Here is a 23,600-nt window from a genome sequence, read left to right on the forward strand (position 1 = left end):
GAATGGGCAGCCTTTTTGTATTATTTCACCCTATGAACGCCTACGATATCGTAGACATTGCCTTCAATCTGCACCGTCACGGTATCCCGCTTCACCATGCCATTATTGTAATATGCCGTGAACTCGAAGATTAGCGGCCCTTTCTTGAAATCTGAGAAAGAAGCCTCCCACAGATCGCCTTGCCAGCTGGAACGGGAGCTGTTCGAAGACGTTAACGATGCGGAATAACTTTTCATCGCAACTTCGACTCGTTCTGCTTTTGTTGCCGTTCCGGTGTTTGTTGTTGAAGCTGACAACAGGAACTTCTCACCCGCCCAGAATACGTTATACCCCCGCGGCGAATCCTCTCTGCCGCTCTGCTTCTTGTTGAATTCCTTGCGTTTCTCATCCCACTGCTCGGTATGCTTCAAGTAACCCGTTAATCCAAGCGCTAGTACCTTTACTTTTTTCTCGGACTGCACGGTTTCTATACCGTCGCTGACCGTGAGAAGCATCGACCAATCTCCTGTTTCCGTCATGCGTAAGGTTGGTCCTGAAGACGGATAAGGTGTTTTGAAGCTGTAGCTGAAGGTGCTGGTTAAGCCTGTTGGACTGGTCAGCTTATAGGTTATAGCCAGATCATTGTTATCCGGATCAGATGCGGCAGTCGTAAACACCACCGTATCTCCTTCGAATACCGGCTTTGGCGACCAGTCGAAATCCGCGGTTGGCGGGCGGTTAGTTGTGAAATAAATATACTCGTATTGGCCCATATTCCCCGCTATGTCCCAATCTACCACCATCAGCCGATACTTCGCACCAGCTAGCAGCCCTCCTACCGTGTAACTGGTTGTTCCATTTGAGAGCGGAATGCTGTATTCCGCGGTTCCGTTATTGTTTAAATCAATGTTCGTCGTTGAACCGTCATCATTCACTTTTTGCATATAAAGTGCTCTCGATGCATGACCGGATGACGGTGCCGCATCGCTAAACGGATTAAACGCAACTTTTACCGATGTAGGCTTAATCTCTAGCTGCTCGTTCGTATCGTCAGGCGGAACGGTATCTACAAAGAAATAGCCATTCTCCGAATAACCGCCCCAAGCAAAGCTGTCGCTTGCTCTCGCCCTCCAGTTATGAAGTCCTTCCTGTAATGCTGTAGTTGTGTAGGAGGTTGCGCTAACTGCGCTATTTGTGTCTATAACAAGCTCTGAACTTGCATTGTAAAAGATCTCGTAATCAACCTTTGACACCGGTTGGCCATCAACATCGGTAACGGATACTTTTAGCAGCGGTCGATTATTATTCGTATAGATAGGTTCAGAAGCCTTTGCCCCGTTAAAAGACAACAGATGCGTCACTGGCGGCGTGTTCAGAATGAAATATACGATATTGCTGTCATCCGACCAATACCCTTTGGAATAGACGCGGCCTTGCACTTTTACTTTTCGTCCCTGCTTGATTCCCTCATCAAGAATAAACGAGGTATCGTCGCCTGGGAATGTCCCTTCCATAATGGCTGCTCCATTATCAACATAGGAGACCTTCAGATAGAACTTCTCTTGCGGATCACGATCGGCATCGCTGTACGTCCATCGCAAGACTGGCTCTCCTCCAAGCAGAGTCGGGCTAGTCAAAGTGCCTCCCGGATAGGCGATAATCATCTGCGGCCTATGTTGATTTGCAGCCGGGAGCGCTTCCTTGAATACGCGAGTCTCCACCCAGTAAGACCATACGCCAAAGCCATCCTGCACTTGCTCTTGAATAATGAGCTCCACGCCAGGGCGGGTATAGAGCTCCCTCTTTCCGGTGATCCATGCCGTTTCATCGGCCCATCTGGTCCGAAACTTTCTGTCCGCCAAGTAATCCGGGATATCCGGATCATAGGAAGTATCAAATGTAGCGTAATCAAGCGTCTCCCCTTCGGGGTAAACAATACCCGTGAATCGGACATCAGGCCGCGCAATTGGACGGCGGTGCACGTACAACTCCTTGGTTACCGGTTCCGACCATGCCTCATATTCTTCCATGCCGGGACTATCTTTTGCCTTATACGTGATCTTGTAGAGGCCTGGCTTATCCAATGTTGGAAGCTTAACCTCGAAGGTTTTCCCGTCAAATGCACTCACCCCAAGCGGGTTGGCAAAATAATTCGGATCATGCTGGTAGCTCCACTCTTCGGCTAATTCCGGATCTTTTTCGATATCATCAAAAATCGTATCGTACTTGATCTCTTCTCCCACCAGAACGGATTGATGGGTTTCTTCCACATAATAATCACCATAATTCTTGACCTTTACATCACTAAACTTAGCTTGCTGCTGACCAAGAGACAGGATGCCTACCGAACCTTGCTTATACGTAATGTCTGAAATTTCAATTAATTTGGCATGGTTAATGTAGACGCGCAATGTGCCGTTACTGGCTTCAAGCTCGAAGGGATACGTTACAAACGGTGATCGTGGATAATCTACCGATTGCAGAACTGTTTTCGTACCCGCTGCGACTTTAAATAAAGTAAGCTTTTCCTTGGTCCACTCGGCTGCGTACATATTCTTTCCGTCCTGGATATGGATCGCTGCGCCAATTGGCTTATCGTTACCTGAATCATTTACGGCTGCGTTGAAGGAGAGTCGATCGTTCTTCAGTTTAGTTGCCGGATCGTACCATAATCCCGCCCACGTTGCGTCAACGACTTCAACGGTATTATCGTCGACTACTTTCGGATAATCGCCGCTGCCGCTTGCAGGTACAAACGGAAAGACATATTGAACTCCAGAAGCTGTTCCTGGCGCAGAAAATCCATAAAAAGATCCATCTGGTAATATGCTCGTATTTAATGTTGGATCTTTTAAGAAAGAACTCGTCCACGTATAACTCGTATCCGTAACTTCATTGTAATAATTCATGCTACCTTTGGTGTTATTATAGGGATCAATAGGAGCCCTTCCATTTACAACAATAGAAGCATAAGGCTTGTAGATCCCATTTGTATAATCTGCAAAGGCCCCATTCGTTGGATAGGCAATATTCCCACTTGGCATTAAAAAGGCCTTTGTATTTGCAATCAGATTTCCGCTTGCCTTTGGTTTGATCTGTTGTAAATACTGGTCGAAGTAATATTCTGCGGCTTGGTAACGAGCTGTTGCATATACATTACCATTTGGATAAATAATCGGAGTGCCTACGCCCCAGCTATCTTCCCAACTCATCGTGTCACACCACGTTTTACAGGTTTCCCAATATTCAAGGCCATACTGCGTAGGATCTGGGCTGGTTTGATAGAAGATTTGAGAAAGAGCCCCTGTTGTTTTGTTCCATTGATATCCATACATAGTCGTATTCATATTGCTTCCGCCACTAGAGTACTGAATATACCCCGATACATTGAAATAAAGAGTCTTCCATTTATCCGTGCCGCCACGATCATATTCAGTCGTCGCTGTCATATAGGAGATATCGGAATTACTAGCCCCTCTTGATCCATAGCCCATAACCCCTGTATTCCCATTAACCGCCATGGCATAGATCTCATAACCATCGTAAGTGGTTTGGGTGGCCCATGTTAAATAGAGATCACCGTCCGAGTCAATTACCCCTTTATAATTCTGCAGAAAGGTAGGGCTATATCGAATATCATTTGTTTTAACATCCCACTTCACAGACTTATCCAAAACGGAGTATTTTACAGCATGTACATTCCAGTATTCCTGAGCGGACCCCGCCCTTGCACGGTAGGCCATATAGAGATTTTGGCCGTCATCCGAAACCTCGAAATACATCACGTAAGAAATACCTGTTGATATCGGTATTGTATAGCTGGCAGAAAGTTGGCCAAGATTGTTAATTTTTTTGACCTCATAGGTTGTTGCTTTCGATGAGTCACCTACCCATGCCCCGAAATAAAAATTCTCATTTTTATCTGCACCTAAATAGGTTAAACCGCTTGCTGCAGACATAGAAAACCGGCTAATCTCCGCACCATTTTTCGCACTGCGTTCTACCATTTCCTCTCCTTCGCGTGAGTAGAGGCGATGACCCGCATAAATGTAGGGGACAGCAACAGCATTTTTGGGCAATCCCCATACAGGCAACTTGGTTAGATCGGCGGCTACTTCATACATAGAGCGGCTATTTGCACCTAACCCCATATTGGGATACTTAATAAAAAAGTCAGCCATCTTGGCTTTCTTGGTTTGCAGTGCACCGCTATTTGTTTTCCAGCCAATCGATTTGTTGGCGTTTGTTGAGTAAGGCTGGATTAGCTTCCACGAGCGCATGATGGATTCACCTGTATAATATAAATCTTCAGGTGCGCTGTCATCCCCTTGATTCGGTTGCTGCGTCAGGCCAGATACATCAAAATCTACAAAAGGAGCATAGTTAAGGACATTTGTCGCTGCAATTTCTGAAGTAGCCGATAGTCCGTAATCCTCGGTAACGCTCGCCCGATATTGTCGCTTCCCAACACTCAAATAAGTGACAGGATAAGTATCCTTGAATGAGCCGGTATATAAGGTTGTCCAAGACTCTTCTTCGTAGTTCCCATCATTATCATGATCGTAGCGCTCTTCGATTTTCATGCTTGTCAGCGTGTCGCCATCCACACTTTCGGCATCAATGTAAATCATGGATTCATTAAACCGATAAGTCTGTTCCGGAGCCATAATGCTTACAATCGGCGGCTGATCGGGAACAACTTCAAAGATATGAGAGCCCCAGTCACTCTCTCGTCCCTGTGAATCAAAAACCTTGCCTTCTACGGAGTAATTACCAAGAGTTGTTGGGCCCTTGGATGGCCAGCCATTCGTATATTCAGAATTTTCAACCTTTTTGTAGCGCGTCTGATTCTTCGTAAAATCAACGGTAACCCCACGCTCGGAAAGCGGTGTGTACGAATTATACAAGTGGAAAATATTTGCGAAATCTCTTCCTTGAATAACCTTTGTTGGACCTGTGACTACTGCAACCGGTTTTGGATCCAATACTTGCAGGGAAGCTGTATCCCATCTCGTCTCGGTGCCGTTGGTAACCATTATTTTTGCTTGATAAAATCCTGGTTTATCGAACTTTAAGTTAGGATAGCGATACTGACTATCATCCCTTATAACTTCTTGCAAGTTGTTAGAGAACGTCCAACTCATGGACGTATATCCATCGGAATTGTTATCCAGCGTTGATTGATCACCTGTAATAATGGTATTCGGTATAAACTCAATATCAGCAGTAACTGGCGGAGCCGGCGGCGGTGTTGGTGTACCTCCCGGATCCGGCGTGGCGGCACCCGGCCTCGCAACCGTAGTTGTACACTCTATCGGCTGTTCAGCTGTCGTACCGTCTGTGAAGTTTACTCGGGCACGCATGACCCACGTTTCTGTATAACTATCAATGCCATCTAACTTGGTCTTCGATATGGTAAAGCTGAAATTCTGCTCAATCTTATCCAAGCCATACCCGACGGTTGAAGTCGTGTATTGGCTGCCATCATCGGCGCGGCCATAGACCGTCCAGTTCTTGACGGTTTTAGTGCCTTTTCCTGAAAGAGAGGCAGTCAGCGTAGCTGTGACTGGGATATCATTATCAGCTAAGGTGATGGTGTCCGGTTCTGCTGAACAATCGCAGGAGACCGTTGGTGTATTAACCGGTGGGATAGGTTCGTAAGTGACTCGGACTTCGCCTTCGTAGTAGTAGGTTTCTGCGGCCCACTCTAGAGCTGTTTGCATTGGATATTGTCTTGAAATTGCATTCCCTGAACATCCTGAACAGTTGGTATCTTCAATAAATGAACCTTTTACAGAGGGGATCGCAACAGTTAACATACCTTTCCCTGTTGTCCCCTTACCTTTATCTTCTACTCTATGTTGCGCTCTACCTATTGGTAAGGCCTTCGTTACAGTGATAGAAGTTTGGATTAATCCCGTTTTATAAACACTTGATCCGTCAATTTGAGAAGTAAAATAAACAGGTCCATCCACTCCATCACTTATGGCTCTAATCCAACCGTCACTTGTTTTAAGTTTTTCGTTAATCGTTAATCCATTATCATCTTTTGCTGGCAAGAGTCCTGGACATGTAGAAAGATTTCCATTCCAACAAGGGTCTCCCGATCTAGGTGTTACATTATATGGCCCAACTCCGTTCCCTTCGATAACCCACTGTTTACCATTAGATCTTCGGTTTATTACTACATACATATCTGATGGAATACCGTCTGCAGTAACTTTAATTTTTGTACCGTTAACCTTATTTAAAGTAAGCTTGTTTTCAGCAATTGATTCGGCTAATTGCTGAGTTAGCTTTGTTTTGCCATTACTATCGGCAACCATCATCCATAATTGATATGTTTTAGCTTTGTACCCTGACGGTATTATTAGATCTATTGGAATATTTGAAAGTGAAGAATTGGCATTATATTTTTCACTAGCCTTGAATGAAATAGATTGTGTTTTAGTTATGTTTGTTGCAGAGGCTCCACTTATAACAGTATGAAAATTAAATAGACTCAAAAATAATGCCAGGACAAGGATCTGAGGTAATAATCTTTTTATTGAGCCCATTTATCCTTCACATCCGTCAAATAGATTTGTTCTCCACTTCCAAATGCAACATTGTATTTAACGAGATGGATTGGAAATCCACCATATTTTTCAATTTGATCTCTTAGATACTGTTTTGGAACTAAATCAAATTTATAATTATGGGCTAAACTATTAACCTTATTAAAACCAAAGTACTTATTGTTATAGAATAGACCCTCTCTTTCGATTAATTCTCCATCCTCATACATATATTGTGGAGCAAGATCTATCGTCCCTCCTGTACTTCCCTCTATATATGTAACAAAACTACTACTCATCGAAATGCCCGATCCGTCTGCTACTAAACTTTTCCCGATAATTTTATAAGCAAATACATAGCCATCACTTGGCTTTTCAGATTTATTAACGGGATAATACGTAGCCCCCTTCAAATACTCCGCATAGTATCCTTTTGTATCCGCAGGATCCAAAACAATCAACTTATCAATCGTCACGTTATACTTCTTGCTAATATCCACGGAATAAGGAAGCTTCACCAAATCATTCTGATCAAACATCGTAATCATATTATGACGATGCCAAGCAATCTCAGCAGCACTGGATGCCCCTTGGTCAACCGTCAATTTACCGCCGTTTGCCAGCTTCAACAGCCTTGTCACGAGCACCGCTGCCTCTGCGCGGGTTGTTGTGCCTTCGGTGTTAATCGTCTCCGCTTTCGTCCCGGAACGGGACAAAATCCCCTTGTTCACCGCGCGGAACATCAATTCCGCCGCGCTTAACTTTTTCCCGCGATATTCCGCGTACTCGCCCCGTACCGCTAACTTCGCCATTTCATTGCGCGTAGCAGGATTGTTCAGATTGCCCGGATAATCGCCATCCAAATAAATGCCCGCCTTGGACAGTGCAGTCTGATAAGGCGCATACCAATTGGAGCCGCCAGTGCCCACTTCGATTTTGAAAGTCATGGTCATAACTTTGAGCAGTTCTGCCCGAGTAATTGTGTTATTTGGCTTAAAAGATCCATCCGGGTAACCGTTGAGTACCCCGGCTTGCACAGCCGTTTCAATAGACGATTCCGCCCAATGTCCGTCGATATCCTTAAACGTAGGTTTTGCCGCTGCCTCGACACTCCGCTCGTTACCGGTTATTCCTAACCCAATCAAACTCCCTGCCGTGACGACACCGGCTAATACAACAGAAACCCATGTTTTTCTCACAATCTATCATCTCCCCTATGATTTTTAAGCGCCTATTACGCCTCTGTTTCTTGCCTGCTTCCCCCATATTCGCAATTTTGGATAGAGAAAAAGCACGCAAAAAACCCGTAAGGCTTTTGGCGTGCTTCGCTCAAAAATTATTTCTATAATATCGTAATCTATCATTTTTTGTCAAATGTTTCCGTTAATTACCGTTCCAGCCTTACCCATTCGACAGCAAGAGGTCCGCCCTCGGCCTTGATGGTTACGCGGCAGCGGCCAGATGCCAGCATGACGCGTTCGATTGCGGCAGTCTCCTGCCAATCCGTACCGGTAAAAGCACAGATGCCTACCAGATGGTTATTCACTCGAATAACAGCCACGCCCTCACCTTTAATAGCCTTCGCGCGTACCGTCACGATATGCTCTAATTCCGCAGCCTCCGGCAAAAACAGCTCATATACCAGCCAATCTCCTGGTGCCAACCGCACATGCAGCCAATCCTGCGGCTCCCACGACTGCCCTCCGCCATGCTGGAAATGTGCCGTCTCCCGCTCGCTGTCCGTGAAGCGGATATCTGTGCCGTCCTCGTCACGGAAGCCCAGCTCCCGTACGGTCCGCTCGCCTACCCCATAGCTGATGCCTTCTCCGTAGTAACCGTAAAAAATAGCAGGAATCCGAATTGTCGTCCGGAACAATAGCGAACATACAACCTGCGGATGGTAAATGCAGCGGTCAAGCGCGAGATTGTCCAAATACGCCCACAGGATCTGCTCCGCCTCTTCAGCGCTTGGCTTATCTCCGCCGTTCAAGTAAGCAACAAGCTTATCCCAGCCTTCAGGCATAATAACCGAGCATGGCGAATTGGTGGTGCTGAGCTTTTTCCAAGTCCAGAAGTTCCAGGATATATTATGATCCTCATACAGACGGAATGCTCCCGTGTACCATTCAATATTGTTCTCTCCGCCCTCACCCATATAAATCGGCAGGTTCAGCTCTTCGCGCTTGTCCAGGAATTTCTGAATGCTTGCCGTATCCGGGCTGTTCCAATACTTATGGAATTGCAGCATCAAGTTATCGTCGATTACTTCATCAATTACCGACCAGTCCGTCGCCCAATGCGCGCCTTCTATTATAATCATATGCCGCTCATCGACCTCGCGGATAGCTTGTACCATTTCCTTATAGAGCGGCATCAGCCTGTCGTTGTATTGCGCATTCCAGTCCGGCAGAGGCTCGTTTAAGAGATCGTATCCCGCTACGATCCATTCATCCTTATAACGTTCCGCCAGCATGCGCCACATGTCGATGGCCAATCTCCTGTAATCGTCGTTTAAGAACAGCTCGGGCTGATCATTCTCGGAGTCGTCTATGTTGGCACCGGTCTGGCCGCCTGGAGCGCCATGCAAATCAAGAATGACGTATAGCTTATGCTCCCGGCACCAGCCAATCGCCCGGTCCAGCAGCGCGAGATGCTTCTCATTATATTGCTCCGTGCCTTCCACCATCAGGAAACGCCAGTTAATCGGAAAACGCACCGAGTTGAAGCCTTCCTCCGCAATACGCCGGATATCCGCTTCGGCAATGTACGTATTATAGTAGATTTCCCAAAAGAACGCTGCCTTCTCCTCGCCGATCAGCTCGCGTACCATTTTCTCTATCCTTCTTGGCCGGTCACCCGCTTCCGGGAACTTCCACATATAACCTTCAGGAAGCAGCCAGCTCCCGAATCCGACACCGCGCAGCAATATCTCTTCGCCTGCACCATTTACGATTTTCTGACCTGCCCGTTTAACAAATCCGTTTACGTCTCCCAACCGACCAGCCATCTCCATTCCCCCAATAAGATTTGTTATGTCTCCCGAAGACAAGCGAGCGTATGAACAAAAATAGCGCCTGCACACGCCGGTTTAGAGCGGTTGCAAGCGCCGTTAAGGCAACTTTATCAACGGGTAAGCACCTTAAGCAATACTCGGATTTTTGAGTTGAAGCCAATTTATTGTCATCCTTATTCTCTACGGTCCTTCGGAAGCAAAATAGATAACAATCCGATTAAAGGCAGGAAGCTGCAGGCTACCATCGTATCCAAAATGCCATAATGGTCAGCTGCCGTACCAAGCGCAATGGAGCCAAGTCCACCCATGCCAAAGGCAAGACCCGTAATCAAGCCGGATGCCATGCCTACCTTACCGGGCAGCAGCTCCTGCGCATAAACAACGCTAACCGAGAAGCCGGACTGCAGGATAAATCCTAGTACGAAAATAACCGGATAAATCCAGCCAAGCGATACATGCGGCAGCAGCAGGGCGAATGGCGCAGAGCCGGCAATCGAGAACAGCATCATGCGCTTTCGGCCAAACCGGTCCGATAGGATACCGCCGAAGAAAGTCCCCAGCACGCCTGCCGCCATAAAGATAAAGAGAGGCACCTGAGCGGCTTTGATAGACAACCCGTATTTATCCTGCATGTAGAAGTTGAAAAAGCTTCCAATTCCCGCCGCATACCACGAGCGCGCAAAAACAAGAATAAGCAGCAAAGTTAATGCAAATGCGATAACTTTTTTGTTGTATGGGGATACCGCCGGCACGGCACCTGCTGCCTTTTTCTTAACCGGCGTACCCTTCTCGGCGAGCTGCGCTCCATACCATGGCACAACCCGGAGCAGCACCAAAATGGCGGCTATCGCAAGGAAAGTCCCAAGAACGGCACCGCGTTGACCAAGCGGAACAAAAATATAAATCGTCATCAACGGAGCAAGCGCCTGGCCGAAGTTGCCTCCGACCTGATAAATCGATTGCGCAAGGCCGCGGCGTTCGCCCGCGGCAAAGAATACAACGCGCGAGCCTTCCGGATGGAAGACCGCCGAACCAAAACCTACAAATACGACGGCAAGCAGCAGCATCCAGAAGCTTGGCGCATAAGCCAGGCCTACCATCCCGACCAGACTGCAGGCCATCCCCACCGGAAGCATCCATGGCGCAGGCTTTTTGTCCGACAATAAACCTACCGCAGGCTGCAGGACCGATGACGTCATATTAAGGGTAAAAGCGATCCAACCGATCTGGCCGAATTTTAAACCAAGCGAATCCTCGAAAATCGGAAATAGAGCCGATACGACCGATTGCATGGCATCATTAAGCAAATGGACAGAGCTGATAGCAAAAAGAATAGAGTATACCGTCCCCAGCTTGACTGCCGGAGAAATTTTCGCCGAATTGCCGGACATGCCGATTCCTTCTTTCTATATTCCAAGCTTACTGGGCAGCACCCAAACGAATGCATACCGGACTTGGTACTTCGAGTATCGTACCTTCCGAGCGGATATGACCAGTCTCTTCGTTAACGGAGAACAACACGATATTGCCTGTTTTCTGATTGGCGACAAGCAGTTGGCTGCCACCCGGCAGCACGAGGAAGTTACGCGGAGCATCGCCTTCACAAGAAGCATTCTGCAGCAGCGTCAAGCTTCCATCTGCTTGATCAACTGTAAATACAGCGATACTGTTATGACCGCGATTCGAGCTGTACAGATAACGGCCGCATGGCGACAGATGAATATCTGCCGCATCGTTATAGCCGGAGAAGCCTTCCGGTAAAGCGGATACGGTCTGAACAGGCGTTAGCTCCCCGCTTGCCGCTACATTCAGCAAGGTAACGGTGGAATCCAATTCGTTCATAACATAAGCCGTGGACAAGCTCTGATGGAAAACAATATGGCGCGGTCCAGCTCCCGAATGAAGCTTGCAGGAGCTTTGCTTCACAAGTTTGTTGCCTTCTTCAATTCGGAAGGTATGGATCAGGTCCGTACCTAGATCATTCAGATAAACATAATTGCCGTTTACAACGATGGCATGCGCATGAGGAGCTTCCTGACGAGCGGTGTTCGAACCAAGCGGCGCCTCTTCCCGGACAATGGAGGATGCCGGTGCAAGCGTGCCGTCTCCATTAATAGGAAGAAGCGCCGCGTTGCCTCCGGTATAGTTCGCAACCAGAACAGCGTTATTCGCGGAATCAATCGTTATGTAGCAAGGATCTGCGCCATGGGTCAGCTGGCGGTTCAGCTCCGTGAGCGCCCCGCTTCCTTCTTCAATCGCAAAGGATGCAACCGAGCCTCCCGCTTCAACTCCGGTCTGCCCCGTTTCGCTTACCGCATACAGGTGACGGCCAGTTGGATCAACGGCCAGATAGGATGCATTTTGAATCTTAGTCACTTCTTGTTTGACCGAAATCTTGCCCGCGGCGCCGTCAAAAGCGCATACGCGAATTGTCGGTTCTGCTGCGGCTCCATAAGAGCCAACGTATAAAATGCCCGCAAAAGTCTGGTTCTTGCTCATTTGCCCAACAACCTTTCTTTAGGTAGAGTACAGTAAAGTGAACATAGCACATGCCACCGGTCTTCACAATGCTTTTAAACAAACATTCTATTGCCTATAAAAAAATGTCTTTTCAACCATGAATAGGCGTGATATAATGTAAGCGCTATCAAATCAGTAGTTCACATTTCTAAGGGGGAATCGGAATGATGAATACTACGCTGAGCGGCCGAAATGTCTACGAGGATTTCGAACTGGAATCGGATGTGCTTTACTTCAAGCTTGGTACTCTTGGTCTAGTCAGCTTCCACGGCAGAAACTACAACATAAAGAAGAGAATGACTGCCGAACAGATCCAGCAGCTCACCGCAAATAGCAGTTTCTATCCGGTGAATACGAATTGCTACATTAATATCGGCAAGATCAAGTCCATTGCCGGCGGCGTCGTATACTTTGGCTCGGAATATCACGAGACGAAGCAAGTACCGGTACCTAGGCGCAAACAATACGTGCTGCAGCAGCTATTCACTCAACGCACGATTAACAACGAACTGCGCATAACACCATAAGCTCTGCCTGTACGGACAACCGCCGCATTCCAGCCCTGGAATGCGGCGGTTGTCTGTTCAAGTTCATCCTGTTATTCTAATGGAAGGTTGATTATAAGGAGGCATTATCAATGAGCACGCAAGGAAAAGCATTTGAGGAACAATATAAAGGCGAGCCTGCGGTATGGCTGCAATGGGGCTCCTACGAAGCTGCCGTACTTCCTCGCGTTGGCGCGAATCTGATCGCATTCCGCGACACAAGCAAAGGCTATCATATTCTCCGCGAGCCAGCCGAGCAAGAAATGGAAGCGTTTAAAGCGAACCCCGGCATTCACGGGATTCCGGTATTGTTCCCGCCGAACCGTTATGAAGACGGCACCTTCGACTTTAACGGCAAAACGTATACATTCCCTATCAACGAACCTAAGACAGGCAACCATCTTCACGGCTTTGCCCATACGGCGGTCTGGACGGTTGAAGACTACGGCGTCAACAAAACGGAAAGCTACGTATCCCTGAAGCTGTCAGTGGACGAGAAGCATCCGATCTTCGAATACCTGCCGCATGCGTTTACCCTTCGTCTGCGTTACGCCTTGAACGATACCGGACTTCTTCAGCATATTTCCGTACATAATGAAGGTCAAGACGCCATGCCTTGCATGGTTGCCTTCCATACTGCGGTTAACGCGCCATTCGCGCCAAACAGCACGCCGGAAGACTGCTCCTTCACGATGACGATCGGCAAGCGTTGGGAAATGAGCGAGCGTATGCTGCCTACCGGCCAGTTCCTTCCGCTCTCCGAAGGCGAGCAGGCTATTCAAACAACAGGCGTCCCTACTTATTGGGAAGCTATGGACAACCACTATACGGCAGAACCGCGCAACGGCCGCAATCAAATGGTGCTGACGGATTCGCGCGAGCAGGTTGCTCTCGTCTATGACGCGGGTACGGCCTTCAAGCAATGGATGGTATGGAACAATAACGCGACGAAAGGCTTCTTCTGCCCTGAGCCGCAGCTTAACCTGGTTAATGCGCCAAACGTTGACCTGCCGGCCGATGAGATTGGTCTCGTCAGTCTGGAGCCGGGCGGCATTTGGGAGAACTCGAGCCGTTTCTACTTGCGATCGGTGAAATAAAAAATATAGCAGCCCCGGAGCACTTCCGGGGCTGCTACTTTATTAATCCGCGCTTTAAAATAGGCCAAAAAGCTTTTTGCACGCGTTTTTACGGTTAACCGAAACGATATCGTCTGTCCCGATTTTGTTTAGTTTGCCGATCAAAGCTTCTTCGCCATGCTTCAGCTTATAGTCCATCTCTTCCTGATAAATCGGAATCAACGAAAAGAAGTGGACGACTTTATCTTCAAGCTCCAGGTTGAAGAATTCCCTTTTATCCTCTACTTCGGGCAGGGTTAATAGCATTCCCCGAAATTTCGCATCCTCGCTATAGGGTTGGGCCGGATGCCCATTCGCAAGACTATGCCCCATAAACAGCCAGGTTTTATGCTCATGTGGAAATCTGGCCAACGTCTTCAGCGCACGGACCGGCCAATAATGACGCTCATCCTTAAAGTCTTCATTCGAAAGCTTCCAGCTTGGAGGCAAAGAAATCATTAATTCCGCATAACGGTACTCTTCCGCACCAGAGGGCACATTCATAGGCAAGCTGCTCATTCCGTAAGTAACAAGCGTAAAGCAGTTCCGTTTTTTCGTTGGCGCTGCGACAATAACATCAAGCTGCAATTCGCCAGACACGATCTCCCTGAATACGCCATGAATTGGACCTATATATTTTTCTACATGATTTTGAAGCTTTTCAAAGTTCCCCACCGATACCGACTGTACCACCTGACCGCCTCCACGAGAGTAATTAACTACACAACATTTCCAATATTTTCATCGGCATAATCTCTCTGGTGTTTAACCCCGATTCTAACGAAACGTGAGAACTAGCCAAAATAACGATGCTGCGTTTCGTTGGTCAGACAAGACTGTTCCAGCTGCTCCGAAGAAAAGGGCTGTCCCGTTAGGAACAGCCCTTTTCTTCCTATTCCAATTTCAGACCCACGCCAAGCCGCTTCGCAGCCTCTGCGTAATACGCCGCTACGGCGACATCAAAGATCGCAAGGCCCATTGGCGTAAATAGCGTTGGTCCCGCAGGTCGAATGATTCGGTCCAGAGGAATTGCCAGCGCATCGGCCAGTGTTAACGTATCTTCTGCCCGCAAGCCGGCATGCAAATGCAGACGCTCCGTATCCGTATCCGCCCGGCATATCTCCTCCCAGCTGTCGACGATGATCGTGCCCACGTTAGACAATGCCTCCAATTGATAATCGCGCAGCGATACATGCATCAGAATCGCATCCGGCTTGGCAGGCTCATCAATATAACGCTCCGGCGCAGCCGTGCAAGTAAACACCACGTCCGCTCCCCGGTAAGCTTCCTGCCAGGACGCTGCTTTCTCGACCGGAATCACAGCCGGAACGCCCTTCAGCCACTCTTCTACCTCAACGTTCCTATGGTCAAAGACGGAAATTCGGCTGATCCGGTCACCCAGTAGGCCGTTTAACATATGAACATGCATCCGCCCGATTGGCCCCATGCCAATCAACGCCACCTGCAGCGGCCCCTCTCTTTCCGCAACCAGCTTGCGCAGCATCGCGCCGCTCACCGCTGCTGTCCGGATAGCGCTAATGAGGCTGCCCTGCACCATCGCAACGGGAACGCCGGTGTCCGGGTCATTCAGTATCGTAACGCTGTTTGCTCTCGGCAATCCGTTCTCTATATTGCCAGGAAAGCTGGCAATCCACTTCAGCCCGGCAGCCCTCACTGGCCGGCTGACAAAAGCAGGCATTGCAATAATCCGGTTACGTTCATCTCCGTATTTCAGATAAGGCTTTATCGGCTGCGCGCACTCGCCGGCGGCGTAAGCAGCCACCGCATCTCCAATAAGTTCGGCTAATGCCGGCCAGTCAATGCCGATCTTCGCAAGATCCCGTTCATTCAAATAAATCATTAAATGATTCCTCCTTGCTTATGCAGACCGGACGTAAAATCAGCGCCGAATATCCGCAATACCCACGTATCGTCGTAAACGGTATTCAAATAGCGTTCTCCCCGGTCCGGCAGCAGCACTGCACAGGTTGAGCCGGGCTCGATGAATGGACTATATTTTTCAACGGCCGATATCACTCCTCCGGAGGAGCCTCCAGCCAGAATGGATTCCATGCGAACCAGCTTCCGGCAGCCAGCGATACAATCGCGGTCGTTCACGCGAACAACCTCATGAATACCTTCGTCCGGACAAAGCCCCGGCTTAATGCCTGCCCCAAGTCCGGGCAGCAAACGCGTGACCTTTCCCTTCTCCCCGCCAAAAATAATACTGCCTTCCGCATCTACCGCAATGACTTTCGTCTGCAGTCCGTTTTCCCGGATGTAATCCACGCAGCCCCGAATCGTTCCGCAGGTACTAACGCCGCAGAACAAATAGTCCAGCTTCGGAAGATCGGCAGCCATCTCCGCCATCGTTGTCTGCTGATGGGACAAGGCATTATTTTTGTTGCCATACTGGTTCGGCCAAAAAGCATCCGGCAGCCGCTTCAGCCAGCGGCGAACGCGGGCAAGCCGTGCCGGCACAAATTCTCCCGTCTCCGGATCAGGCTTCTCGACCAGATCAACTCTCGCGCCATAAGCCTGGAGAACGCGGAGATTCGCTTCCGTTGTTTTGGGATCTACCACGCAAATAAACTTGAAGCCCATCGTGTTGCATAGCTGCGCAAGCCCTACCGCCAGATTGCCCGAGCTGGACTCTACAATAACGGAGCCGGGTTTGATCCGGCCATCCAATAACGCGGCCTCCAGCATAGCCTTTGCTGGACGGTCCTTTACGCTACCGCCGGGATTATGCATCTCCAGCTTCGCGTACACCTCAAAATCGGCATGCTCAAACAATCTCCCCAGCTTCACCATGGGAGTATTGCCAATCATGGACGCAATATTATCGTAAACGCTCATCCACGATCCCTTCCTTCGCTGCTCTGCTGCACAAACAGCTTTTTCTGCTTAATCGGCTTCTTTCCCGTTCCCTCCGGCGAAGCGGAGTCCGTATCTTCGCCAATAAACAATACATCCATTTGTTCCAGCAGGCCGCCCCGTATCATCGCGCCGATCGCAGGAATGGTGCTATGCAGCTCATCGCGAACCGCAGTCCGCGCTTCTTCATTTAAGCCATCAGTTGTCGTAATGTTGATCTGCAGCTTATTGCCGTTCACAAGCACCTTCACCACGGCTTGCCGGACATGCTTGAAGATAGCATTTTCGATGTCGTAAACGCTGATTTTTTCCCCATGCTTCAGCTCCGGGCCAACCCGCTTCACAATAGCGTCAAAGGTAGTAACCTGCTTGCCTTCCCGCTCCTCCACCCTTAAATTCCGGACGACATCGTAAGTGACGAAACGAAGCGCCGGGAAACGCCGCCGCACAAGCGAGGTTAACACCAGCAGCTGCTCCCCCGCAGGAAGCCCGACATCGGGCAGGCCTGCCGCAGCCGGTTCCACGCCCTCGGCTATAATGTCATCCATGCAAACATACCGTTCGATCGACCGGTCATAATAAGCAATCGTTCCGATCTCGATGCTGCCCAGCGTATCCATGATATCCTGCTCGGTAATGCCAAGACGTTCCGCAACCCGCTGCCGCCACGCGGGCGGTGCCGGCTCCCCAACCAGAATGACGCATTGCACGCCCCAGTTAAAATCCGGAGGAGCAACGCGAAGCATCCCGTCAAGCAGCGAAGGCATCGTATACAATACATCCGGCCGATACTCCGCAATACGGATCAAATGAGCGGCTGCAGGCAGGCCAAAAGGAACCGACTCGCATGCAAGGCCTAGTTCTTCGAATATTTGTACCGCCGTAGCTTCCGCATGACCTGTCCCCATATCGCTTAATGCCCGGGAAACCTCATAGTTTTTGAGGAGCTCCGCAAACATCTCTTTTTTATACTGAATATAAGCTTCCTCGTCGCTTGCATCATAATAGATAGCTTTGCGTTTATTGCCGCTTGTACCCGAAGTCCGATAGACATTCCAGTCTTGCGGAACGGTCCTTTCGTCACTCTCGTAATAGGGAAGCAATCTGTCCTGCGTGAGAAGCGGAACATCCTCCCAATTGAAGTCCTTATTATCCCCGGTCATCTCTTTATACCAAGGATACAGCTGTCTCACTTCCTCCCATTTGGCGCGTAGAGAAGGTAAATTCATAGAAATAGGCATGAAGCATCCTCCATTTCAGTCGATCATTCTACCATCCTATGCGCCCCAAAAGAGAATCGCCCCGCATAAAGCCCACTCGAAGCAGAAAAGGCAAGCATATCTTAACTTTGTAAGACTATCATGTCAGGAAGACGGAGGAAGATTGTGTCCCTATGAGAAAAAGAAGAGGCTTATATAACAAATGGGCCAAAACCATTGTTCTTAACCAAAAGGCTTCAATCCGTAGTCATGTTCCGCATACTCTCCTGTTTAGCGAAAGCTCTTTGAAAAGCATGCTGCGGCTCTATCAAATGGTCTATGTAAAACCAAACAGAGGGTCCCACGGCGTTGGAGTTATGCGAGTGGAGTACAGGAACGGCACCTATTCCTATCAGCTCGGAGCAAAAAGAAGAAGAAATCTGACCTGGGCCCAGCTTGTTGCTTCCTTAACGTACAAAATCCAGGGCGCCAAATACATTATTCAACGCGGCATCCATTTGTCCAGGTTCAAAAACCGGATCTACGACCTGCGGGTCGAGTTACAGCTGAACGAGTACGGGCGCTGGCAGATCACCGGCATGCTTGCCCGGGTTGCCCAGCAAGGCATGGCGGTAACCAATGGGGCGCAAGGCGCCGAAATCTACACCTTCAGTTCCGTTATAGCATCCCATGGCGGAGCCGAGCTTGTTCGCAGGGTGACTTCTCAGCTAAACAGCTTGTGTATCGAAAGCGCGCATATGCTCAAGGCCAAGTATCCTTTCTTAAACGAGCTGGGCTTCGACATTGCGCTGGACCAGCAGCTGCATCCTTGGATTCTCGAAGTGAATACAACCCCTGAGGCCATCCCCTTCAAGAAGCTTCCGACGCGGACGATGTATAATCGCATTCTCCATTTGCGCAAGCTGAATGCCCGCAGAACTTAAGTTGTGAACAAGCCGGAAAAACCGGAAAATTGAACAAGCTTTTTGAATAACCTCTATAGTAGGTCAATGCTTACGAAGTAAGAATTGACGCCAAGAGCGTGCGCCAATTCTTTTAGGAGGGGTCAAAAGGATGTCCTTGGTTCAAATGGAGCAGATTACGAAGCATTACCGAATGGGCGGGCAGCGTTACACGGCTTTGCAGCATATTTCGCTGGAAGTGCAGGAAGGCGAGTTTGTTGCCATTCAAGGGCCGTCCGGCTCCGGTAAATCTACGCTCATGAATATCATGGGCTGCCTGGATACTGCCGACAGCGGCACTTACGTGCTGGAGGGCAGACGGGTATCGACAATGGGCGATAATCAACTGGCGGATGTGCGCAACAGGCGGATCGGGTTTATTTTTCAAAGCTATAATCTGATACCAACTTTGTCGGCCTACGACAATGTAGAGCTGCCGTTAATTTACCGGGGAGTTCCCGGCCATCAGAGAAAAAAAGCGGTGCTGGATACGCTCGAATCGGTTGGGCTGAGCGGACATCTGCATCACCGTCCGGCGGAATTGTCAGGGGGGCAGCAACAAAGGGTCGCAATAGCGAGAGCGCTTGCAACAAATCCTTCGATACTGCTCGCGGATGAACCTACAGGCGCGCTCGATTCACATACGGGAAAAGAAATCATGGCGCTCTTAGCCAAGCTGCATGCCGAAGGCCGCACGATTATCCTAATCACCCATGATCAGGCGGTAGCTTCGTGTGCAGACCGAATCTTATATATTAGAGACGGAGCTATCGCTTAAACCTTAAGCCTCATTGCTTTCCGGCTGTATGCGGAGGGTTATGGGGCTTATTGGCGTATGGGAGCGGCGAAATTGACTTCTTGCGCTGGACAAGTTACTTTTAGGGAAGGAAAAATAGCAAGTCTAAGCAAGAGAGGGTTATGTATAATGTCACTTACGCATGCAACTTTTGCCGGAGGATGCTTCTGGTGTATGGTTACGCCGTTTGAGGAGCTTCCAGGCATTCACGGAATTGTATCCGGTTATATGGGCGGCCATTTGGCCAATCCGACTTATGAAGAGGTAAAAAAAGGGACAACCGGTCATCTCGAGGTCGTCCAGATTACGTTCGACCCGGCGGTATTCCCTTATGAACGCTTGCTTGAGCTGTTCTGGCCCCAGATTGATCCAACCGATGATGAAGGACAGTTCCAAGATCGCGGGAGCCAGTACCGCACCGCTATCTTCTATTATAATGAGGAGCAGAAGGAACTCGCCCTTGCTTCCAAACAGGAACTGGCGTTGTCCGAGCGCTTCGACAAGCCGATTGCGACGGAGATCCGGGAGGCGGAAACCTTCTATCCGGCAGAGGATTATCATCAGGATTACCACAAGAAGAATCCGAAGCATTACAAGGAAGACCGCGCCCAGTCCGGACGCGACGAGTTTATTGAGCAGAACTGGAAATAATTCCGTCTATCGCAAAAACAAACCCGCTTGGCCTGCCGTTATTGCTAATACGGTAAACCAAGCGGGTTTTCTTTTTTTATCAAAGCCTTACGATAGTCCGGCCGCGCACTTGTCCTTGCAGAATGAGAGCAAGCTCCTCCGGAAGCTGCTCCAACTGGATTTCTTTTACGATCGTGTTGCTTAGCATCGTTGGTTTCAAGTCTGTTGCGAGCCGTTCCCATACCCGTCTGCGGAGCTCCATCGGACATTCCACCGAATCAATGCCAAGCCAGTTCACCCCTCTAAGAATAAAAGGATAAACGGAGGTTTCGACTTCAACGCCGCCGGTTAATCCGCTTGTGGCAACGGATCCGCCGTATTGGAGCGTGCTCAGCAGGTAGGAAAGTGTTTTTCCCCCAACGGGATCAACCGCTGCCGCCCAGAGCGGTCGCCGGATCGGTTTGCGTTCCGATTCCGTCAGCTCATCCCGGTGAATGACATGCTTGGCGCCAAGCTCCTTCAAGTAAGCCTCTTCGCTGAGTCTTCCTGTGCTTGCCGTTACCTCGTAACCGCGTTTGGCAAGTATGTTGACGGCGACACTTCCTACCCCGCCGCTTGCACCCGCGACAACGACCGGACCTTTCTCCGGTGTTAGACCGTTATCCTCAAGCCGCTGAACGGATAATGCCGCCGTAAAGCCCGCCGTTCCCAGGATCATGGCCTCGCGTTGCGTAAGTCCGCTTGGCAGCGGAACCACCCAGCTTGCGGGAACCCGCGCCAGCTCGCTGTATCCTCCATGATGCGTTACGCCAAGACCATAGCTCGTTACAATGACCTCATCCCCCGGCTTATAACGCGGATCGGTAGATTCGGCTACGGTACCGGATAAGTCAATACCCGGGATATGCGGATAGCTCTTTATCATTCGTCCCCAAATCCCAACCATTCCGTCTTTATAGTTCACGCTGGAGTAGGTAACTCGAACGGTTACTTCTCCTTCAGGCAGGTCGGCGATAGTCAAATTTTTAATCGCTAGCTTTGGTGCTTCTTCCCCATTGTTATCCGCTACTAAAGCACGGAAGTGATCCACTCTGCATCCACTCCTTCGGTTTCTTTTCTTCTATTGTAGCGGAAAGAGAGAGGCACATCCAAATTGAGTAGTTAGCTTTTTACAATCCCCAGCGCAAAGCCGTCGTAACCTTTGGCTCCAACCGTCTGGATAGCCGTTGCCGTAATCCGCGGATCCTCCGCAAGCAGCTCCATAAATTTACGTACGCCTTGAACGCGGGGATCCGTGCTATGCCTGTTTGTTACTTCTCCATCCCGAACGACATTGTCGCCAATGATAACCGTGCCGGGATGGGAAAAGCGCAGCGCCCATTGCAGATAATGGGGATTATTAGGTTTGTCGGCATCAATAAAAATGAGGTCAAAAGGCGCGGCCCCCTCCTCGTCCAGCTTTGCTAATTGCTCCAGCGCTTCTCCTATTCTTACCTCTACCTTTTGGCTAAGTCCTGCTAATCCGATATTTTGTCCGGCGACAGTCGCATGATGGGGATCAAGCTCTAGTGTGATTAGCTTTCCGTGCTCCGGCAGTGCTCTTGCCATCCAGATCGTGCTGTAGCCGCCTAACGTGCCAATCTCCAATATCCGTTCCGCGCCAATCATTTGAGCATAAAGGCTAAGCAGCTTCCCTTGATTAGGGGCCACATCGATGGCAGGCAGATCGGCCTGCTTGTTGTTCGCCAGTACCTGCTCCAGAATTGTATCCTGCTGAATGAGTTGCTCCGTCAGGTAGGCATCAACTTTTTCCCAAGTGTGCAATGTACTCATCATAATCACTTCTCCTCGCTTTGGGATGACCTTCTACTTCCATAGTAAGCGAGTTATAATGATAAGAATAGTATATGTTTTTCTTGGACTTATATATTTTATGTATAAATGGATTGGAGTGGCTAGTTGTGAATTTGCATGCCTTGCGTTTGTTTCATACCATTGCCGCTGCGGGGAGCGTAACCCGTGCTTCGGAGCTGCTGAACATTAGCCAACCTGCTATTACGGCTCAGATCAAGAAGTTTGAGAAAGAGCTGATGCTCACTCTCTTCAAGCCTCAAGGAAGAGGAATCGCTTTAACCGATGCAGGTGAGGAATTGGCCGTGCTGGCTAAACGACTATTTGCCGTGGAGCATCAAATCGAGCAATTTGCCATGAATTACAACAGCGGCACCATCGGAAGCATCCGGCTTGCCGCAACCTATTTGCCCGCCCACTTCCTTATCCCGGCTTGGATCGCCAAGTTCAAGCAGCAGTTCGAGCAGGTCGAGATGAATATCACGACAACTAATTCCAGCGGAGCCTTACAACAGCTGCTGGACGTCGAAGTCGATATCGCCATATTTGGCGGAATGGCCGAGAATTATCCGGACACGATTCATATTGAAGAACTGTTCCATGACGAACTATGGTTTGTTGTTGCGCCAGGCCACCGGTATGCCAATCAGCAGGTCACGCTGCCTGAGATGATGAAGGAGCCGTTTGTTATGCGCGAGGAAGGCAGCTCGACCCGGGAACGTCTGTTATCTTTATGCCGTACCTACAATTCAGCCATTCCGACCATCTCCCTGCAATTTAACGGACTGCACGAAGCGATCACAGCCGTAATCGCAGGCTACGGGGCAAACTTCGTCTCCTCCCTCGTGGTCCGCGAATACGTGGAACGCGGCGAGCTCGCCCGAGTCTATGTCGAAGGAATCGACCTCAAGAACACAATCGCCATCTGTACCCGCAAAAATGAGCCGCTCCCCGCCTCGGCGAAGAACCTGGTGCAGATGATCCGGCAAAATCCGTATGTGAGGTAGACCTCGCATACGGATTCACTTAATTAGGAGTAGCTTTTAACCTAAATTTGACGTGCCCTACTATCCCAGCTCATCTTCACTACAAGTCGGGTTTTTCCTCTTATTTCGCTCATCGCAACCTACTATCCCAGCTCCTCCACTCTGCAAGTCGGGTTTTTCCTCTTATTTCGCTCATCGCATCCTACTATCCCAGCCCATCTCCACTACAAGTCGGTTTTTTCCTCTTACTTAACTCCCCGCAACCTACTATCCCAGCTCCTCCACTCTGCAAGTCGGGTTTTTCCTCTTATTTCGCTCATCGCAACCTACTGTCCAGCTCTTTCTCGATCGTAAGTCGGTTTTTTCCTCTTATTTCGCTCATTGTAACGGGCTTTTTACCTGCTACTCGAACACTAGCAGCCAGCTGCCTCTCATCTTTCCCATGCAGCAGGCTTTTTACCTGCTACTCGAACACTAGCAGCCAGCTGCCTCTCATCTTTCCCATGCAGCAGGCTTTTTACCTGCTACTCGACCACTAGCAGCTAGCTGCCTCTCATCTTTCCGCATGCA

17 protein-coding genes are annotated in these 23,600 nt (G+C 49.3%); 6 read left to right on the top strand and 11 right to left on the bottom strand.

Features of this window, described 5'->3' with window-relative positions:
• Positions 1–20 precede the first annotated feature (20 nt).
• The 5 genes from PJDR2_RS26050 to PJDR2_RS26070 all read right to left on the bottom strand — a co-directional run bounded on the left by PJDR2_RS26050 (position 21) and on the right by PJDR2_RS26070 (position 12,048).
• Positions 21–6,536: a hypothetical protein gene (locus tag PJDR2_RS26050; protein ID WP_015846732.1), complete on the bottom strand. Its 6,516-nt coding sequence runs from the start codon at positions 6,534–6,536 to the stop codon at positions 21–23.
• Positions 6,524–7,735, bottom strand: a complete 1,212-nt coding sequence (locus PJDR2_RS32150) for an S-layer homology domain-containing protein (protein WP_015846733.1) — start codon at positions 7,733–7,735, stop codon at positions 6,524–6,526. The genes PJDR2_RS26050 and PJDR2_RS32150 overlap by 13 nt, the downstream gene beginning before the upstream one ends.
• Before the next feature lie 188 nt (positions 7,736–7,923).
• Positions 7,924–9,543 (bottom strand): cellulase family glycosylhydrolase, encoded by a 1,620-nt coding sequence (locus PJDR2_RS26060; RefSeq protein ID WP_015846734.1) that lies wholly within the window; start codon positions 9,541–9,543, stop codon positions 7,924–7,926.
• 179 nt (positions 9,544–9,722) lie between these two features.
• On the bottom strand, positions 9,723–10,940 hold the full coding sequence (locus tag PJDR2_RS26065) for an MFS transporter (protein ID WP_015846735.1): 1,218 nt from the start codon (positions 10,938–10,940) through the stop codon (positions 9,723–9,725).
• A gap of 28 nt (positions 10,941–10,968) precedes the next feature.
• On the bottom strand, positions 10,969–12,048 hold the full coding sequence (locus tag PJDR2_RS26070; protein ID WP_015846736.1) for a lactonase family protein: 1,080 nt from the start codon (positions 12,046–12,048) through the stop codon (positions 10,969–10,971).
• 185 nt (positions 12,049–12,233) lie between these two features.
• Between PJDR2_RS26070 and PJDR2_RS26075 the strand changes: the two genes are divergently transcribed.
• Together PJDR2_RS26075 and PJDR2_RS26080 are read left to right on the top strand one after the other, a co-directional pair.
• The gene (locus tag PJDR2_RS26075) at positions 12,234–12,596 is read left to right on the top strand and encodes a LytTR family transcriptional regulator DNA-binding domain-containing protein (protein ID WP_015846737.1); all 363 of its coding nucleotides are present in this window, start codon (positions 12,234–12,236) and stop codon (positions 12,594–12,596) included.
• A gap of 110 nt (positions 12,597–12,706) precedes the next feature.
• Complete coding sequence (locus tag PJDR2_RS26080) at positions 12,707–13,711, top strand: aldose 1-epimerase (RefSeq protein ID WP_015846738.1); 1,005 nt, start codon at positions 12,707–12,709, stop codon at positions 13,709–13,711.
• Between the two features lie 54 nt (positions 13,712–13,765).
• On the opposite strand, the gene PJDR2_RS26085 is transcribed toward PJDR2_RS26080, so the two are convergent.
• The 4 genes from PJDR2_RS26085 to PJDR2_RS26100 all read right to left on the bottom strand — a co-directional run bounded on the left by PJDR2_RS26085 (position 13,766) and on the right by PJDR2_RS26100 (position 17,847).
• Complete coding sequence (locus tag PJDR2_RS26085) at positions 13,766–14,422, bottom strand: suppressor of fused domain protein (protein WP_015846739.1); 657 nt, start codon at positions 14,420–14,422, stop codon at positions 13,766–13,768.
• Between the two features lie 199 nt (positions 14,423–14,621).
• Positions 14,622–15,590 carry a 2,3-diaminopropionate biosynthesis protein SbnB gene (sbnB, locus tag PJDR2_RS26090; protein WP_015846740.1) on the bottom strand — a complete coding sequence of 323 codons (969 nt, stop codon included), beginning with the start codon at positions 15,588–15,590 and terminating at the stop codon, positions 14,622–14,624.
• Positions 15,590–16,588, bottom strand: a complete 999-nt coding sequence (gene sbnA, locus PJDR2_RS26095) for a 2,3-diaminopropionate biosynthesis protein SbnA (protein ID WP_015846741.1) — start codon at positions 16,586–16,588, stop codon at positions 15,590–15,592. The genes sbnB and sbnA overlap by 1 nt, the downstream gene beginning before the upstream one ends.
• Complete coding sequence (locus PJDR2_RS26100; RefSeq protein ID WP_015846742.1) at positions 16,585–17,847, bottom strand: coenzyme F390 synthetase-like protein; 1,263 nt, start codon at positions 17,845–17,847, stop codon at positions 16,585–16,587. The genes sbnA and PJDR2_RS26100 overlap by 4 nt, the downstream gene beginning before the upstream one ends.
• 152 nt (positions 17,848–17,999) lie before the next feature.
• Here PJDR2_RS26100 and PJDR2_RS26105 point away from each other — a divergent pair, with 152 nt between their 5' ends.
• The 3 genes from PJDR2_RS26105 to msrA all read left to right on the top strand — a co-directional run bounded on the left by PJDR2_RS26105 (position 18,000) and on the right by msrA (position 20,214).
• On the top strand, positions 18,000–18,749 hold the full coding sequence (locus PJDR2_RS26105) for a YheC/YheD family protein (RefSeq protein ID WP_015846743.1): 750 nt from the start codon (positions 18,000–18,002) through the stop codon (positions 18,747–18,749).
• A gap of 130 nt (positions 18,750–18,879) precedes the next feature.
• The gene (locus tag PJDR2_RS26110) at positions 18,880–19,545 is read left to right on the top strand and encodes an ABC transporter ATP-binding protein (RefSeq protein ID WP_015846744.1); all 666 of its coding nucleotides are present in this window, start codon (positions 18,880–18,882) and stop codon (positions 19,543–19,545) included.
• A 147-nt stretch (positions 19,546–19,692) separates the two neighbouring features.
• Positions 19,693–20,214, top strand: a complete 522-nt coding sequence (gene msrA / locus PJDR2_RS26115; RefSeq protein ID WP_015846745.1) for a peptide-methionine (S)-S-oxide reductase MsrA — start codon at positions 19,693–19,695, stop codon at positions 20,212–20,214.
• A gap of 79 nt (positions 20,215–20,293) precedes the next feature.
• On the opposite strand, the gene PJDR2_RS26120 is transcribed toward msrA, so the two are convergent.
• Both PJDR2_RS26120 and PJDR2_RS26125 read right to left on the bottom strand, forming a co-directional pair.
• Positions 20,294–21,283, bottom strand: coding sequence for an NADPH:quinone oxidoreductase family protein (locus tag PJDR2_RS26120; RefSeq protein ID WP_015846746.1), 990 nt, complete (start codon positions 21,281–21,283; stop codon positions 20,294–20,296).
• Between the two features lie 71 nt (positions 21,284–21,354).
• Entirely contained in the window at positions 21,355–22,026 is a 672-nt protein-coding gene (locus tag PJDR2_RS26125) for an O-methyltransferase (RefSeq protein ID WP_085982423.1), read from the bottom strand.
• Between the two features lie 128 nt (positions 22,027–22,154).
• Here PJDR2_RS26125 and PJDR2_RS26130 point away from each other — a divergent pair, with 128 nt between their 5' ends.
• Entirely contained in the window at positions 22,155–23,051 is an 897-nt protein-coding gene (locus tag PJDR2_RS26130; RefSeq protein ID WP_015846748.1) for a LysR family transcriptional regulator, read from the top strand.
• Positions 23,052–23,600: the final 549 nt, after the last annotated feature.

Origin of the sequence: Paenibacillus sp. JDR-2, assembly GCF_000023585.1 — a bacterium.
GTDB lineage: Bacteria > Bacillota > Bacilli > Paenibacillales > Paenibacillaceae > Pristimantibacillus.

What these genes read in the sequence shown, in the direction of transcription:
- sbnB (WP_015846740.1), bottom strand. Translation starts at nt 15,590, where the DNA reads ATGATTTATTTGAATGAACGGGATCTTGCGAAGATCGGCATTGACTGG.
- PJDR2_RS26125 (WP_085982423.1), bottom strand. Translation starts at nt 22,026, where the DNA reads ATGAGTACATTGCACACTTGGGAAAAAGTTGATGCCTACCTGACGGAG.
- PJDR2_RS26065 (WP_015846735.1), bottom strand. Translation starts at nt 10,940, where the DNA reads ATGTCCGGCAATTCGGCGAAAATTTCTCCGGCAGTCAAGCTGGGGACG.
- PJDR2_RS26050 (WP_015846732.1), bottom strand. Translation starts at nt 6,536, where the DNA reads ATGGGCTCAATAAAAAGATTATTACCTCAGATCCTTGTCCTGGCATTA.
- PJDR2_RS26075 (WP_015846737.1), top strand. Translation starts at nt 12,234, where the DNA reads ATGATGAATACTACGCTGAGCGGCCGAAATGTCTACGAGGATTTCGAA.
- PJDR2_RS26060 (WP_015846734.1), bottom strand. Translation starts at nt 9,543, where the DNA reads ATGGCTGGTCGGTTGGGAGACGTAAACGGATTTGTTAAACGGGCAGGT.
- sbnA (WP_015846741.1), bottom strand. Translation starts at nt 16,588, where the DNA reads ATGAGCGTTTACGATAATATTGCGTCCATGATTGGCAATACTCCCATG.
- msrA (WP_015846745.1), top strand. Translation starts at nt 19,693, where the DNA reads ATGTCACTTACGCATGCAACTTTTGCCGGAGGATGCTTCTGGTGTATG.
- PJDR2_RS26105 (WP_015846743.1), top strand. Translation starts at nt 18,000, where the DNA reads ATGAGAAAAAGAAGAGGCTTATATAACAAATGGGCCAAAACCATTGTT.
- PJDR2_RS26110 (WP_015846744.1), top strand. Translation starts at nt 18,880, where the DNA reads ATGTCCTTGGTTCAAATGGAGCAGATTACGAAGCATTACCGAATGGGC.
- PJDR2_RS26100 (WP_015846742.1), bottom strand. Translation starts at nt 17,847, where the DNA reads ATGCCTATTTCTATGAATTTACCTTCTCTACGCGCCAAATGGGAGGAA.
- PJDR2_RS26080 (WP_015846738.1), top strand. Translation starts at nt 12,707, where the DNA reads ATGAGCACGCAAGGAAAAGCATTTGAGGAACAATATAAAGGCGAGCCT.
- PJDR2_RS26070 (WP_015846736.1), bottom strand. Translation starts at nt 12,048, where the DNA reads ATGAGCAAGAACCAGACTTTTGCGGGCATTTTATACGTTGGCTCTTAT.